At 59.2% G+C, this 15,436-nt stretch carries 11 protein-coding genes; 5 read left to right on the top strand and 6 right to left on the bottom strand.

Annotated features, from left to right (window positions below; all coding sequences use genetic code 11):
* Positions 1 to 97: 97 nt before the first annotated feature.
* Positions 98 to 1,693, bottom strand: a complete 1,596-nt coding sequence (locus tag RTP97_RS01870) for an ABC transporter substrate-binding protein (protein WP_312410363.1) — start codon at positions 1,691 to 1,693, stop codon at positions 98 to 100.
* Between the two features lie 115 nt (positions 1,694 to 1,808).
* On the opposite strand from RTP97_RS01870, the gene pepT reads away from it, so the two are divergent.
* Entirely contained in the window at positions 1,809 to 3,038 is a 1,230-nt protein-coding gene (pepT, locus tag RTP97_RS01865) for a peptidase T (RefSeq protein WP_312410361.1), read from the top strand.
* Here pepT and tehB read toward each other — a convergent pair.
* On the bottom strand, positions 3,035 to 3,631 hold the full coding sequence (tehB, locus tag RTP97_RS01860) for a tellurite resistance methyltransferase TehB (protein ID WP_312410359.1): 597 nt from the start codon (positions 3,629 to 3,631) through the stop codon (positions 3,035 to 3,037). The two genes, pepT and tehB, sit on opposite strands and share 4 nt — an antisense overlap.
* A 127-nt stretch (positions 3,632 to 3,758) precedes the next feature.
* Between tehB and ydcK the strand changes: the two genes are divergently transcribed.
* Positions 3,759 to 4,739, top strand: a complete 981-nt coding sequence (gene ydcK, locus RTP97_RS01855) for a YdcK family protein (protein WP_312410357.1) — start codon at positions 3,759 to 3,761, stop codon at positions 4,737 to 4,739.
* Here the strand turns inward: ydcK and rimL are convergent.
* The 3 genes from rimL to RTP97_RS01840 form a co-directional block, all read right to left on the bottom strand.
* Entirely contained in the window at positions 4,736 to 5,284 is a 549-nt protein-coding gene (rimL, locus tag RTP97_RS01850) for a 50S ribosomal protein L7/L12-serine acetyltransferase (protein ID WP_312410355.1), read from the bottom strand. The genes ydcK and rimL overlap by 4 nt on opposite strands.
* Before the next feature lie 14 nt (positions 5,285 to 5,298).
* Complete coding sequence (locus RTP97_RS01845) at positions 5,299 to 6,954, bottom strand: glucan biosynthesis protein (RefSeq protein WP_312410351.1); 1,656 nt, start codon at positions 6,952 to 6,954, stop codon at positions 5,299 to 5,301.
* Positions 6,955 to 7,066: 112 nt separating this feature from the next.
* Positions 7,067 to 8,410, bottom strand: a complete 1,344-nt coding sequence (locus RTP97_RS01840; protein WP_312410348.1) for a VOC family protein — start codon at positions 8,408 to 8,410, stop codon at positions 7,067 to 7,069.
* Positions 8,411 to 8,661: 251 nt separating this feature from the next.
* Between RTP97_RS01840 and RTP97_RS01835 the strand changes: the two genes are divergently transcribed.
* From RTP97_RS01835 to RTP97_RS01825, 3 genes are all read left to right on the top strand, one after another.
* The gene (locus RTP97_RS01835) at positions 8,662 to 9,585 is read left to right on the top strand and encodes a LysR substrate-binding domain-containing protein (RefSeq protein WP_312410346.1); all 924 of its coding nucleotides are present in this window, start codon (positions 8,662 to 8,664) and stop codon (positions 9,583 to 9,585) included.
* A gap of 124 nt (positions 9,586 to 9,709) precedes the next feature.
* The gene (locus RTP97_RS01830) at positions 9,710 to 12,001 is read left to right on the top strand and encodes an FdhF/YdeP family oxidoreductase (RefSeq protein ID WP_312410344.1); all 2,292 of its coding nucleotides are present in this window, start codon (positions 9,710 to 9,712) and stop codon (positions 11,999 to 12,001) included.
* 247 nt (positions 12,002 to 12,248) lie between these two features.
* Positions 12,249 to 14,618: a glucose/quinate/shikimate family membrane-bound PQQ-dependent dehydrogenase gene (locus tag RTP97_RS01825; protein WP_312410342.1), complete on the top strand. Its 2,370-nt coding sequence runs from the start codon at positions 12,249 to 12,251 to the stop codon at positions 14,616 to 14,618.
* 43 nt (positions 14,619 to 14,661) lie between these two features.
* On the opposite strand, the gene RTP97_RS01820 is transcribed toward RTP97_RS01825, so the two are convergent.
* Positions 14,662 to 15,436, bottom strand: a 775-nt coding sequence (locus tag RTP97_RS01820) for a methyl-accepting chemotaxis protein (protein ID WP_312410340.1), incomplete at its 5' end; no start/stop codon positions are given.

The raw sequence follows: 15,436 nt of genomic DNA, 5'->3' as shown, positions 1-15,436 counted from the left end.
TATAGCAAAACTCAGTTACGGTTGTTGTGGCTAAAAGAGTGCTGGATCACCCTTTTACCAAAAATCATGCCTGCGCATTAACGCAGGCATGGAGTGATTATTTTTTCAAATCGACCTGATAAAAAATGTGTTTGCCAAAGGGGTCGATCTCATACCCCACGACTTCTTTGCGCACCGGTTCGAAAATCGTCGAGTGGGCGATCATCACGGCGGGCATCTGATCATGCATCATCTGCTGCGCCTGCTTGTAGAGGGCAGTACGCTGGGATTGATCGGTAATGGCTTTCGCCTCGGCAATCAGCTTATCAAACGGTTGATAACACCACTTCGCCGAGTTGGAGCCGCCATCCGCCGACTGGCAGGTAAAGAGCGGGCCGAAGAAGTTATCCGGATCGCCGGTGGCGGTGGTCCAGCCCATCAGCGCCGCCTGGTGCTCGCCGCCCTTCACGCGCTTGAGGTACTCGCCCCACTCATAGGTGACAACCTTCGCCTGCACGCCAATCTTCGCCCAGTCGGCCTGGATCATCTCCGCCATGCGCTTCGCGTTCGGGTTATAAGGACGCTGCACCGGCATCGCCCACAGGTCGATGCTCAAGCCGTTGGCAAACCCTGCCTCGGCCAGCAGCGCTTTGGCCTGCTCCGGGTTGTAGTCGTAATCTTTCAGGTCGCCGTCGGCGCTCCAGACCCCCGGCGGCAGCAGGTTTTTCGCCGCCGTGCCGGTGCCCTGGAAGACCGCATCAATAATCGCTGGCTTGTTAATGGCCATCGCCAGCGCCTGGCGCACCTTGACGTTATCCGTCGGCGCTTTCTGCGTGTTGAGGGCAAGGAAACCGGTATTCAGCCCGGCCTTGCTCATCAGGTTGATATTGGGGTTCTCGCGCATCCGCGGCAGATCCGCCGGGTTCGGGAAGGCCATTACCTGGCACTCGTTCTTCTCCAGCTTGGCATAGCGCACCGAGGCGTCTGGCGTGATGCTGAATACCAGCCGGTCCAGCTTGGCTTTGCCCTGCCAGTATTCCGGGAAGGCGGTAAAGAGGATGCGCGAATCCTTCTGATACTGCGCCAGCTTGAACGGACCGGTGCCAATCGGGTCCATATCGACGCGCGTCGGCGTGCCCGCCTTCAGCATGGCATCGCCATACTCAGCCGAAAGGATCGAGGCGAAATACCACGCAAGGTCGGCCACGAACGGCGCTTCCGGGTGCGCCAGGGTGAAGCGCACGGTGTGGTCATCCACTCTATCAATGCTGGTGATCAGCTTGCCAAACTCCAGGCTTTCAAAGTTGGAGTAGTTGCCGTTAGAGACGTTGTGATAGGGATGATTCGGATCCTTCTGCCGCATAAACGAGAAGATAACATCGTCGGCGTTGAAGTCCCGCGTCGGAGTAAAGTATTTATTGCTCTGGAACTTCACTCCTTTACGCAGATGGAAGGTGTAGGTTTTGCCATCCTCGCTAACGTCCCAGCTCTCGGCGAGGCTTGGCTCTAACTCCGTGGTGCCAACCTTAAACTCTACCAGCCGGTTGTAAACGGGCACGGCGCTGGCATCGACGCTGGTTCCCGAGGTGTAAAGTTGAGGGTTAAAGTTTTCAGGCGATCCTTCCGAACAGTAAACCAGCGTCTTCGCGGCCACGGTAGAACTGACCGTGAGCGCGGCCAACGCCAGTGCAAGTGTTGTGGGTTTGCTTATCATCTTTATCCTGTCTTTTAATTGGCTATCACTACGTGCTATCAATAGGTGTCTATTAATACATAACACTAAAATCACACCGTAAGCACCTGATAAAACAAATAAAGAAGGAATCACTATGTCATCGCCACTCGCCAGTCAATTAACCCAGCGCTTCTTTCGCTACCTTTCCATCACCAGCCAGAGCGATGCCGCCGCAACCACCCTGCCCACCACGGCAGGCCAGTATGAGATGGCCCGCGTCCTTGCTGACGAGCTAAAAACGCTGGGATTAGAAGAGATTGTGATCGACGAGCACGCCACCGTGACGGCGGTGAAAAAGGGCAACGTGGCGGGCGCGCCGCGCATCGGTTTTATCACCCATATCGATACCGTGGACGTCGGACTGTCGCCGAATATTCATCCACAGATCCTGCGGTTTACCGGCACAGATCTCTGCCTGAACGCCGAGCAGGATATTTGGCTGCGCACCGCCGAGCATCCGGAAATTTTAGCTTACCCGGAAGAAGAGATTATCTTCAGCGACGGCACCAGCGTGCTGGGTGCAGATAACAAGGCGGCGGTAACGGTGGTGATGACCCTGCTGGAGAACCTGACCGCAGAGCACCAGCATGGCGATATCGTAGTGGCCTTTGTCCCGGATGAGGAGGTGGGCCTGCGCGGGGCGAAGGCGCTGGATCTCACGCGCTTTGACGTTGAATTTGCCTGGACCATCGACTGCTGCGAGCTGGGAGAGATTGTTTATGAGAACTTTAACGCCGCCCAGGCGAAGATCCGTTTTACCGGCGTGACGGCGCACCCAATGTCGGCCAAGGGCGTGCTGGTGAACCCCCTGCTGATGGCAACGGACTACATCAGCCATTTCGATCGTCAGCAGACGCCGGAGCATACCGCAGGCCGCGAGGGCTACACCTGGTTCAACGGCATGGAAGCGGTACAGGGCCACGCCGTGCTCAGCGCCAGCATCCGTGATTTTGATAAAGCCCGTTTCGAGCAGCGCAAGCAGCAGATTGGCGAGGTGGCGCAGATCATCGCCGCGCAGCACCCTACCGCGAAGGTGGAGTATGAGATTGAGGACGTCTACAGCAACATCAGCAACGCTGTCGGCGAGGATCGCCGCGCCATCGACCTGATGTTTGAGGCGATGGCGTCCCTGGGTATTACGCCGAAGCCAACCCCGATGCGCGGCGGCACCGACGGCGCGGCGCTCTCGGCAAAGGGGCTCCTAACCCCAAACTTCTTCACCGGCGCGCACAACTTCCACTCGCGCTTTGAGTTCCTGCCGCTGAAATCCTTCGAGGCGTCCTATAACGTCGCCCTTCAGCTCTGTCTGCTGGCGGCTCGCTAAGCGGGTTTGCGGGCCAGCAGCGTGGCAAAGCGCAGCTTGATGCGGTTGCCATTGGCGTCGGTGCGGTGTAGCTCACCGACGTCTTCATTGTATTTCACCACGTCCCAGCCGCTATAGTACTCCGCCAGCTCTCCGGCCTTAAAGGCAAACGGAAAACCGACCGTGCAGGGAAAATCCTCGGTATCCATCGCAGCGACAATCAGGTTATAGCCCCCCGGCACGGTGGTACGCTGCATATTGGCAATCAGGCCGGGAATAGTTTGCGGCTCAAGAAACATCATCACCACGGTGGAGAGGATAAAGTCATACTCTCCCTCAAAGCTCAGCGCATTGAGATCGGCGGTGGCTATCTCAAGGTTCTCCAGCCCCTCTGCCGCCTTGATGCGCTCGATATTGGCGATGCTCATCGGGTTTTTATCCCACGCCGTGACACTGTAACCATTCGCGGCCAGGTAGAGGCTATTGCGACCGTTGCCGCAGCCGAGATCGAGGGTTTTGCCCGGCGGGATCAGCGCTGCCGCCGCCAGCACCTCGGAGTGGGTACGGGTCAGACCATATTTTTCAGTGAAGTAGTTCTCATCAACCAGCGCCATGGGACATCCTTACCAAGAGGGAAAATTTGAAATGATATTTTAAATACATTTTATGGAAATTCCTTTGCAATAGCCAGAGCGGCAAAGTTTGCTACGTTTAACAGAGGCCATTCGCGGAAAACTCATAATGAACAAGTATCGCCTGAGCGATGCCAGCCGCTCATTCAGCTATCAGGATAACGGTGAGAAGAAGCACGTTACCCTGCGCCAGATCGTCGCCCTTAAAGATTTTCATGATATCCAGGCCGGCACGCTGGGCGGTTGGGTAGAGGATGAGCAGGTGCTGAGCCAGCAGGATAGCTGCTGGATCTACGATGAGAACAGCATGGTGTTTGGCGGCAGCCGGATACGCGACAGCGCGCGCATCAGCCAGCCCTGCACCATCTATGACGGCGTGGAGATAAGCGGCAGCGCCTGGGTGGACGGATCGGATATCTGCCGGGGCGCACGTCTCTGCGGCAACGTACTGGTGCAGCGGTCAAGAGTCAGCGGCGAGTGCCTACTCGGCGACGACGCCCGGATCCTCAACGGCAGCGAGATTATTGCCGCCCGCGGACTCACCCTTGATAACGATGCTACCCTACGCATCTACGACCGGGCCACGGTAAACCACTCTCGCATCCTGCATCAGGCGCAGATTTACGGCGATGCTATCGTCAACTACGCCTTCGTCGAGCACCGGGCCGAAGTGTTTGACTTCGCCCTGCTGGAGGGCAACGAGGAGAATGACGTCTGGGTCTGCGACTGTGCGAAGGTCTACGATCGCGGCCGCCTCGTGGCCGGACGCGGCGAGGACGCCATCCCTACCCTACGCTACAGTGCCCAGGTGGCGGAGAGTGCGGTGGTAGAGGGCAACTGTGTGCTGAAGCACCATGTCCGGGTCGGTGGCGAGGCGCGGCTTAGCGGCGGGCCGCTGGTGCTGGATGACTTCGTTCTCGTTCACGGCCGGGCGCAGCTCAGCGGCAACCTGCTGATCGAGGAGCATATTGAGATTGGCGGCGACGCGGCAGTGATTGCCCTTGAAGAGGAGTATATTCACCTGCGCGGTCCGAAGGTGATGAGCGGCGCGGAGCGTATCACCCGCACGCCGCTGCTGGGATCGCACTAGCGATCGATGATCCGCGCGTAGAGGTTTTGGTCGTCATAGCGGCCGTTAAGGAACTCGGCCTCTTTGAGGCAGCCCTCGAGCACAAAACCCGCGCGCTGCGCCACCCGGTTGCTGGCGGCGTTGTCTACCCGGCACTTGATCACAAAGCGCCGGATTTCGCCGCTGCGGGCGTAGTGCTGAATAAACGCCTCCAGCGACTGGGAAAGAATGCCCTGCCCCTGATGCGCCTCATCCAGCCAGTAGCCGATATAAGCAGCTTTATTCAGCGGCTCGATGGCATTGAACGACAGCACGCCAACAATAGTCTCCTGCTGCATCATCAGGAACATTTTGGCGTAGCCGCGCTGGTGCAGCATGATGTTGCTTTGGGCGTTTTTGAGCGAGTCCTCTTCGCTGGCCACGTACTGCGGCCAGTTCAGCGACTGCTGGAGCCACTCCCGATTCTTCACCACCAGCTGGTGCAGCTCGCTGACGAAGCGCTCATTGATTGCGCACAGCTTCAGGGTGTCGCTAACGGGAATGATCTCATCCGTGCCGATTTCCATCTTCTCTCCTTAACCTAGCGCATCACGCGGTCATCAACGTAGCTACGCTTGTCCGGCGCAGGCGGGAAGTACTGATAGAGCCATGTTTCGCTCACCGCCTCGCCCTGGCAGCGCAGGAACATGCGCATCTCTACCGGGTCGGTAGAGTCGTTGGTGGGATACCAGTCAAACTGGATGCGGTAGCCGTCGAACGGCTCCACGTAGAGGATCTCAACCTGCTTCGCCTCGCCGTTTGAAAGAGTGATCACTGGCTCAATGCCTCTTGGTGCAGCCTCTTTGATGTTGCCCCCGGCAAAGTCGATGGCGAAACGACGCGCCCATACCTGCGGATAGTGTTCGCCCGGCGCCCACCCCTCCGGGAAGCCGCCCATGCCGGTGCGGGTTGCCAGCACGCGGGCCAGCGGAGAGTGTACCGGCGGCTGAGCGCTCCAGTAGAGGCGGTACTGGAAGGCAAGCTGGTCTCCGGCCTTGACGGGTTTTTCCGGCTGCCAGAAGCAGACGATGTTATCCAGGGTCTCGCCGGTAGTCGGGATCTCCATCAGGTTAACGCTCCCCTTACCCCAGCTATTGCGCGGCTCGACCCACAGGCTTGGGCGCTTATTGTACCAGCCCATCACGTCCTGATAGTGGGAGAAGTCGCGATCCAGCTGCAGCAGGCCAAAGCCCTTCGGGTTGCTATCCTCAAAGGCGTTGAACTGCAGCTTCTGCGGATTATTAAGCGGACGGCAGATCCACTCCCCGTTACCCCGCCACATCGCCAGACGATCGGAGTCGTGGATCTGCGGGTGGATGGTGTCGCACATGCGTCGCTCGTTGTTGCCGCAGCTAAACATGCTGGTCATCGGCGAGATCCCCAGCTGCTTGATATCCTTGCGGGCGTACAGGTGGTTATCCACCTCCATGATCACCTGGTTCTGCTCGCAGTGGATCACGAATTTGTACGCCCCGGTCAGGCTCGGGCTATCCAGCAGGGCATAGACGGTGAAGGAGGTATCCGACGGCTTAGCCGTTTCAAACCAGAACGAGGTGAAGTCCGGGAACTCTTCCGGGGTGTCGGTAAAGGTGTCAACCGCCACGCCGCGTGCGGAGAGACCGTACTGATAGGTGCTGTCGACGGCGCGGAAGTAGCTCGCGCCCAGGAACGAGACGATATCCCGACGGGCCAGCTCCGGCTTCTTAAAGACGCGGAAACCGGCGAAGCCGAGATCGCTCTGCCCCTCCAGCTGTTTGGTATCAACACCGGCGTCGTGGTAGTTAAACAGCTCCGGGCGGAAGTGGATCTCACGGGCCTGATGGGTAGACGGATCCAACGAGAACATGCGTACCCGGCGGCGGAAACCCATCCCCACGTGGAAGAACTGCACGTCAAGCTGGCGTCCCTCAACGTTGTTCCACAGCGACTGCTTTGCATCGTACTGAATGCTGTTGTAGGCCTGCGGCGTCAGGGTAGCCAGCGTCTCGGGCAGCGCACGCGGCGCGCCTCCCCACGGGGTTTGCGCCAGATCGTGCGCCGTCGCCTGCAAGCTGGAGAAATCAAAACGATGGCTCTGGCCATCGGCGATGCCGGGTTCCGCTGCAAAGGCAGCGCGGGAAAAGAGCGAGGCGAGACCTGATGTCCCGCTCGCAGCGGCCAGTATCATAGAAGATTTTAAAAAACGTCTGCGGTTCATGCCTGAGAAAACGTCCTTTTGGTCGTGTGTAAGCGCTCCGCCCGCAAGCGAAACAGCGGCAATAAAAGCACGCCCACTCTAGACAATATCGCCCAGGAATCCAATGAGAGTTTTACACCAATCCGCAGCGCCGCAGGCTGCGCACCTCCGCCGCCTGGTAGAGGGCAAATTCGTCCAGCACGGCACTGCCCAGCGCCTGCTCAAACGCCTCACGGCTGGCATTGCCATGCTGGCGCTGCTGGGTCTCGTTACCGAGATTAGACTGGAAAATGCCCGCCGCGCTGACCGGAAGAAAATCTTCATAGGTGATGGGCTGCGCGACCACCCAGCCACGCTCGATCAACGGCTGCGGATCGTCCCCCGGCCCAAAGGCATGGCGATGGCCCTCCCCGGTGGGGGTCAAACGGTAGCGGAAATAGGCTAACCCCTGGCGGCGCAGCAGCAGCTCGCTGTCAGGAAAGGCTTTGAACTTCTCCTGCAGGTGATGCTGATGGGTCAGATTATCCTTTCCGGTTCCCGCCTCGGCCAGCAGCCGATCGTAAAGCGCCCGCCCCTTCGGCGTCAGGGCTACGCCCCGCTGCTCAATCTCGCCGAAGCGCGCGCTGTGCGTTCCCCGGTGCGCCCCGGCAAACAGCACCGGCTCCTCCAGCGCCTTGAAGCTGGTCTGGCGCAGCAGGAGCGGAACCTCCCGGCGCGGCGGCCCTTCAATAAGGATTTTTGGCTCGATACCGTACTCCGGCATCAGGGCCTGCACCTGGTCGATATCCAGCGTGCGCGGCGTCAGGTGGTTGATGTGGCAGCCGGGAAAGCAGACCACGTCGGCAATCAGCCGATGCTCAGCGTGCAGGGCATGGTAGGTATCGTAGTCAACGGTGGCATGCTGGTGCCAGCGAAAGGTCTCCAGCGCCTGCTGAACAAACTCGTGCGCCTGGGCCGCCGTGAATCCGCCCTGCTTCTCAAAGCAATCCAGTAGTTCCAGACAGCGCGGGGTAAAAATCGATCGTTTGGCCAGAATCGCCTGGGCGCGCTGGCGCAGCGACTCACTCTCAATCAGCTCGGGTCGCAGGAGCGAGGTGAAGACGCGAAACGGGTTGCGGCACAGCGCCTCATCATCAACCGGGCGAAAGGCGGTGGAGTGCACCGGCACCCCCGCCTCGGAGAGATCGTAGTAGCCCACCGGCTGCATGCCCATGACCGCAAAGAGTCGCCGCAGCGTGGCGAGCTCCAGCGGCGTACCCACGCGAATAGCGCCGTGGCGCTCAACGTTGAGGCGCGCCAGCTCGTCGGCGTTAGCAAGTTTCTCATGTAGCTTAGGATTGTTTTCCAGTACCGCCAGATTGACATCAGCAACCAGCTCTAACAGCGTGCCGTACTGGGGAACTTCCTGCTGGTACATGGCCGACATGGCCTGTGAAAATTCTTCCCGGATCTCATCAGCCGTGATGGTATACGCCATAATCTCATTTCTCCCCTTCATCTACCTGGAGTGTAGAGAAGGTCCTCACCCGGCGCGGGAAATAATTACAAAATGTGATCGGGGCAAAGAGTGTAAATCTAAGTTACATAACAAATAATTATACATACATTAAGCAGAAAGCCGCAGATGGCCGGGAAAAACGACTAAATGTTAATAATATTTTGCTAGCAAGTTATCAAATTTAGATAACTTTTCTTGTCAGCGGTTGCGCTCTGTTTTTAACATTGGCTATGGAAAAAAATGGCCTCTTCAGTCAGCGCATTCGCTTGCGCCACTTACATACCTTTGTCGCCGTCGCTCAACAGGGAACGCTGGGGCGTGCGGCTGAAACGCTTAACCTTAGTCAGCCTGCGCTGTCAAAAACCCTTAACGAGCTGGAGCAGCTGACCGGTACCCGGCTGTTCGATCGTGGGCGGATGGGCGCGCACCTGACCGTGGTGGGCGAACAGTTCCTGACCCATGCGGTACGGGTGCTGGACGCGCTGAACACCGCCGGCCAGGCGCTGTATCATAAAGAAGGCGTTAACAGTGACGTGGTACGCGTCGGCGCGCTGCCCACCGCGGCACTGGGCATAATGCCTCCGGCGATTGGCGAATTTCATCGCCACCTGCCGCACATTACGCTTCAGGTCGCCACGATGAATAACCCCATGCTGCTGGCCGGGCTGAAGACCGGCGAGCTGGATATCGGCATCGGCCGCATGTCGGACCCGGAGATGATGAGCGGCCTGAACTACGAGCTGCTGTTTCTGGAATCCCTGAAGCTGGTGGTCCATCCTAATCACTCTCTACTTAAAGATACGGTAACGCTCAGCCGGGTGATGGAGTGGCCGATTGTCGTCGCTCCGCAGGGCACCGCGCCGCGTCAGCATACCGAGGCGCTGCTCTCCAGCCAGGGGTGCACGCTCCCTTCCGGCTGCATCGAAACCCTGTCGGCCTCCCTCTCCCGCCAGCTTGCCGTCGAGTACAACTACGTCTGGTTTGTTCCCTCTGGAGCGGTGAAGGACGACCTCAAACAGGGGGCGCTAACGGCACTGCCGATCCCGGCCCAGGGGGCGGGCGAGCCGATCGGCATCATTACCCGTATCGATGCCCCGCTCTCAGCGGGGGCACAAACCCTACTGGGTGCCATCCGGAAATCGATGCCGCTTTAGCGCAGCGTGCGCTTAAGCGCTCTTCCAGCGGCCGTTGTTGCGCAATTGGTAAACATGGCGTTAATTGTGTGATAAAACCGCGTTACTGATTATGGGTGCAGCACCCCGCCGTCTGGAAGAACGCATGAAATTTAAATCTGCCATCAAGCCTTACCACGCCGCTGCCGGCGGGCTTGGCTCTCTGGAAGCGACGACTCGCTTCGTTATCGACAGCAAAAATGCCCTGAAGAATATGCGCAATCTGTTGCGCATGAACAAGGCCAGAGGCTTTGACTGCCCTGGCTGCGCCTGGGGCGACGACAATAAAAGCACCTTCAGCTTCTGCGAAAACGGCGCCAAGGCCGTAACCTGGGAGGCAACCCGCCGCCAGGTAGACGCCGACTTCTTTGCCAAACATACCGTTAACGCTCTCAACCAGCAGTCGGATTACTTCCTCGAGTACCAGGGACGCCTGACGGAGCCGCTAAGCTATAACCCCACCACCGATCGCTATGAACCGATTAGCTGGGATGCCGTCTGGGCGCTGATTGCGCAACATATCCAGGCGATGGATAACCCAGACCAGCTGGAGCTCTACACCTCCGGGCGTGCCAGCAACGAAGCGGCCTATCTTTATCAGCTGTTTGGCCGCATGGTCGGGACCAACAACTTCCCGGACTGCTCTAACATGTGCCATGAAGCGAGCGGTGCCGGGCTGAAGCGCAGCATCGGGGTGGGCAAAGGCACCATCCACCTGAACGATTTTGACCTGGCCGACGCGATCTTTGTCTTTGGTCAGAACCCAGGCACCAACCATCCGCGCATGCTCCACAGCCTTCGCCACGCCGCCGACCGCGGTGCCAGCATCGTGACGTTTAATACCCTGCGCGAGCGCGGGCTGGAACGGTTCGCCGATCCGCAGAAGCCGCTTGAGGTCATCACCCCAAAAGCAGGCACCATCAGCTCCTCCTACTATCAGCCTAACCTTGGCGGCGATATGGCGGCGGTACGCGGCATGGCGAAAGCGCTGCTGGAGACGCAGCGCCAGCGACAGGCTGACGGACAGCCCGCTATTTTCGATGAGGCGTTTATTGCCGAGCATACCCAGGGGCTTGAGACGTGGTTTGCGCAAATCGATGCGACCCCCTGGGCAACGCTGATTGAGCAGTCCGGCCTGACGGAGAAGCAGCTGCGTGAGGCGGCGAGCATCTGGCAGAGCGCCGAACGGGTGATCTGCACCTGGGCGATGGGCATTACCCAGCATAAACACTCTCTCGATACCGTACGGGAGATTACCAACCTGCAGCTGCTCGGCGGCCATCTCGGTAAACCCGGCGCGGGACTTTGTCCGGTGCGCGGCCACAGCAACGTGCAGGGTAACCGCACGGTGGGAATTGATGAAAAACCGCCTGCCGCGCTGCTGGACAGCCTCGCCCGCCACTTTAACTTCGAGCCACCACGCAAGCCGGGTCACCACACCGTTGATGCTATCAATGCTATGCTACGGGACGAGGTGAAGGTTCTGATCGCCCTCGGTGGCAACCTGGCCGCTGCCGCGCCGGATACGCCGCGCACCTGCGAAGCGCTGCGCCGCTGCGGGCTGACGGTCTACATCAGCACCAAACTCAACCGCAGCCATCTGATGCCGGGTGAAGCCTCGCTGATCCTGCCGACCCTGGGACGCACGGAAGAGGATATGCAGGCCAGCGGTCGGCAGTTTATTACCGTGGAAGACTCCTTCAGCATGGTCCACGCTTCTGAAGGGATCGGCAAACCGCTGGCGGATACCCAGCGTTCGGAGACGGCGATTATCGCCAATATCGCCCATGCTACACTCGGTAATGTCGCCGTTAACTGGCTGGCGCTGGCGGATGACTACAGCCTGATCCGCGATCACATCGCTGCCACCCTGCCCGGCTTCGCCGACTTCAACGCCCGCTGCGATCTGCCGGGTGGATTCTGGCTGGGCAACGCCGCCGCCGCGCTAACGTTTAATACGCCATCCGGCAAGGCGGAGTTTAGCGCCGCGCCGCTGCCGGTTTCCGTACGCGAGGACGCGCCGTTTATTCTGCAAACCCTGCGCTCTCACGATCAGTACAACACCACCATCTACGGTCTGGATGACCGCTACCGTGGCGTTTACGGCCAGCGTGAAGTGCTGTTTATGCATGCCGACGATATCAAGGCGCTGGGTTTACAGGATGGCGATCGGGTTGATATCACCACCGAAGCCGACGACGGCATTGTGCGTCAGGTGAAAAATTTCAAGCTGGTGGCCTACGCCATTCCACGCGGCAACCTTGCGGCCTACTACCCAGAGACCAACCCGCTGGTTCCCCTCTCCCGCATTGGCGAAGGGACAGGCACCCCGACCTCAAAATCGATTCCGGTCCGCGTGACCAAAGCGCAAGCCGAGCCAACGCTGCGCATCGCTTAATCCCTAATTTCCTCTCCTTACGCCCGTCTTTGTGACGGGCTTTTTGTTTGCCGCCCACAAAACGTGCGAAATTATTTTTTAACAATTGCGTAAAACAATTTAACAGATCTATCATGTCGCACAATTCACCATATGGTTCATAAAATTTTATTATGGTGAAGAAACCAACCCATTCTACAAGGCAAACCCTGTTCAAATTACCTTTTTGGTTCACACGTGCAAACCAGAGTGGTTTTAGGAGAGTGACATGGCAACTGGCAGCACGCCGCACGGGATCGGTCGTATCCTGAAGTGGCTTCTGGTCGGGCTGATGATCATCATCGGTCTGGCTATTGGTATTCCCGGCATTAAACTCGTCTCGCTGGGAGGTAGCGTCTACTTCCTGGTGATGGGCGTAGTGATGCTGATCTCTGCACTGTTAATTATTAAAAACCGCACCAGCGGCATCGTGCTCTACGCGCTGGCGTTTATCGCCTCGGCCATTTGGGCCGTCAGCGACGCAGGCTGGGATTTCTGGCCGCTCTTCTCGCGGCTCTTTACCTTCGGCGTGCTGGCTTTCCTCGCCGCCCTGCTCTGGCCGTTCCTGACCGCCTCAGAGAACAAAAAGCCTGCCTTTGGCGTGGCGGCCGTAATTGCCCTCGCGCTGCTGGTCAGCGCGGGCTGGATGTTTAAGCCGCAGACGCTGGTCACCGCCAACGAAGCCGTGCCGGTGCAGCCGGTGGCGAAAGGTAGCCAGCAGACCGACTGGAAGCACTGGGGTAACACCACTCACGGCGACCGCTTTGCTGCCCTCGATCAGATCAACAAGCAGAACGTAAACCAGCTGGAAGTGGCCTGGACGGCGCATACTGGCGACATCCCGCAGAGCAACGGCTCTGGCGCGGAGGATCAGAACACGCCGCTGCAAATCGGTGACACCCTGTTCGTCTGTACGCCGTACAGCAAAGTGCTGGCGCTTGACGTCGACTCCGGGAAAGAGAAGTGGCGCTATGACAGCAAGGCCACTGCGCCAAACTGGCAGCGCTGCCGTGGCCTCGGCTATTACGAAGACACTCAGGCTCAGGCCGCGCCCGTTCCTGCTGCGCAGCCTGCCGCCTGCCCGCGTCGTCTGTTCCTGCCGACTACCGATGCCCGCCTGATTGCCATCAACGCCGATAACGGTCAGCCGTGCGCGGACTTTGGTGACAACGGCGTAGTCGATCTCAGCGTCGGCATGGGTGACGTTAAGCCTGGCTACTATCAGCAGACCTCCACCCCGCTGGTGGCCGGTAACGTCGTCGTTGTCGGTGGTCGCGTGGCGGATAACTACTCCACGGGCGAACCGCCGGGCGTGGTGCGTGCCTATGACGTGCATACCGGCAAGCTGGCGTGGGCGTGGGATCCGGGTAACCCGGCGATCACTGGCCTGCCGCCGGAAGGTCAGACCTACACCCGTGGGACGCCTAACGTCTGGTCCGCAATGTCCTACGACGCCAAACTGAACCTGGTCTATCTGCCAACCGGCAACGCCACTCCGGACTTCTTCGCCGGGGAGCGTACCGCGCTGGACGACAAGTACAGCTCATCCATTGTGGCTGTCGACGCCACCACCGGCCAGGTGCGCTGGCACTACCAGACCACCCACCACGATCTGTGGGACTTTGACCTGCCTGCGCAGCCGCTGCTCTACGATCTGCCAGACGGCAAAGGCGGCACGACGCCGGTGCTGGTTCAGACCAGCAAGCAGGGCATGATCTTCATGCTCAACCGCGAAACCGGCGAGCCGGTGGCGAAGGTTGAGGAGCGTCCGGTTCCGGCTGGCAACGTCGAGGGCGAACGCTACTCCCCGACCCAGCCTTACTCCGTCGGGATGCCGATGATCGGCAACCAGACGCTGACTGAATCGGATATGTGGGGTGCCACCCCTATTGACCTGCTGATCTGCCGTATCGAATTTAAAGCGATGCGTCATGAAGGCGTCTTCACCCCGCCGGGCCTCGATCGTTCCCTGCAGTTCCCGGGATCGCTTGGTGGCATGAACTGGGGCAGCGTCTCGGTCGATCCGAATAACGGCCTGATGTTTGTTAACGATATGCGTCTGGGCCTGGCAAACTACATGGTGCCGCGTGCGAAAGTAGCGAAAAACGCCAGCGGCATCGAGATGGGGATCGTACCGATGGAAGGAACGCCGTACGGTGCGATGCGCGAGCGTTTCCTCTCTCCGCTGGGTATTCCATGCCAGAAGCCACCGTTTGGTACGATGTCCGCAGTGGATCTGAAGTCCGGCAAGCTGGTGTGGCAGGTTCCGGTAGGTACGGTACAAGATACCGGCCCGCTGGGGATCCGCATGCATATGCCGATTCCGATCGGTATGCCGACTCTTGGCGCGTCCCTCTCTACCCAGTCCGGCCTGCTCTTCTTTGCCGGTACCCAGGATTTCTATCTGCGCGCGTTTGATACCGCGACGGGGAGCGAAATCTGGAAAGCGCGTCTGCCGGTAGGCAGCCAGTCCGGCCCGATGACCTACGTGTCACCGAAAACCGGCAAGCAGTACATTGTGATCAACGCGGGAGGCGCACGTCAGTCTCCGGATCGCGGAGATTACATCATTGCCTACGCGCTGCCTAACAGCAAATAAGCGATAAAAAAGGGGGCCTCGCGGCCCCCAAAGGTTGGTGAAATCAGAACGTTTCCCAGTTATCGCCGCTGGCAAGTGCCGGGCGCGATGGCGTAAAGGGTTTTGTTGCGGCGGGTTTCTCTTCCCGTGCCTGGCTGCCCTGCTTGAGCCGGAAGGTGCCTACCGCCTCGGTCAGACGTGCCGCCTGCTCCTCCAGCGACGCCGCCGCCGCTGACGCTTCCTCTACCAGGGAAGCGTTCTGCTGGGTAACGTTATCCATCTCGGTGATGGCCTGGCTAACCTGTTCAATGCCGCGACTCTGCTCGTCGGACGCTGCGGCAATCTCCTGCATGATATCCGTGACGCGTTTTACCGCGGCAACGATATCACCCATCGTATCCCCGGCGGCGACAACCTCCCCGGAACCACGCTCAATTAACGTGACCGACTCGCTGATCAGCCCCTCAATCTCTTTTGCTGCCTGGGCGCTGCGGCTGGCAAGAGTACGTACCTCGCTGGCGACTACCGCGAAGCCACGACCCTGCTCGCCTGCGCGCGCTGCTTCTACCGCCGCGTTCAGCGCCAGAATATTGGTCTGGAAGGCGATGCTGTTAATCACGGCAGTAATTTCAGAGATCTTCTTCGAGCTGGCAGAGATGTTACCCATGGTCTGCACGACGCCAGAGACAATCTGACCGCCTTTGGTCGCTTTGCCGGAGGCGTCCCCGGCCAGCTTGCTGGCGTGGTGGGCGTTGTCCGCGTTCTGCTTCACGGTAGCGGTCAGCTGCTCCATGCTGGCGGCGGTTTCCGTCAGGGCTGAAGCCTGTTGCTCGGTACGT

Origin of the sequence: Pseudescherichia sp., assembly GCF_031998825.1 — a bacterium.
Classification (GTDB): domain Bacteria; phylum Pseudomonadota; class Gammaproteobacteria; order Enterobacterales; family Enterobacteriaceae; genus Pseudescherichia.
This window is presented reverse-complemented; position numbering and strand designations above follow the sequence as displayed.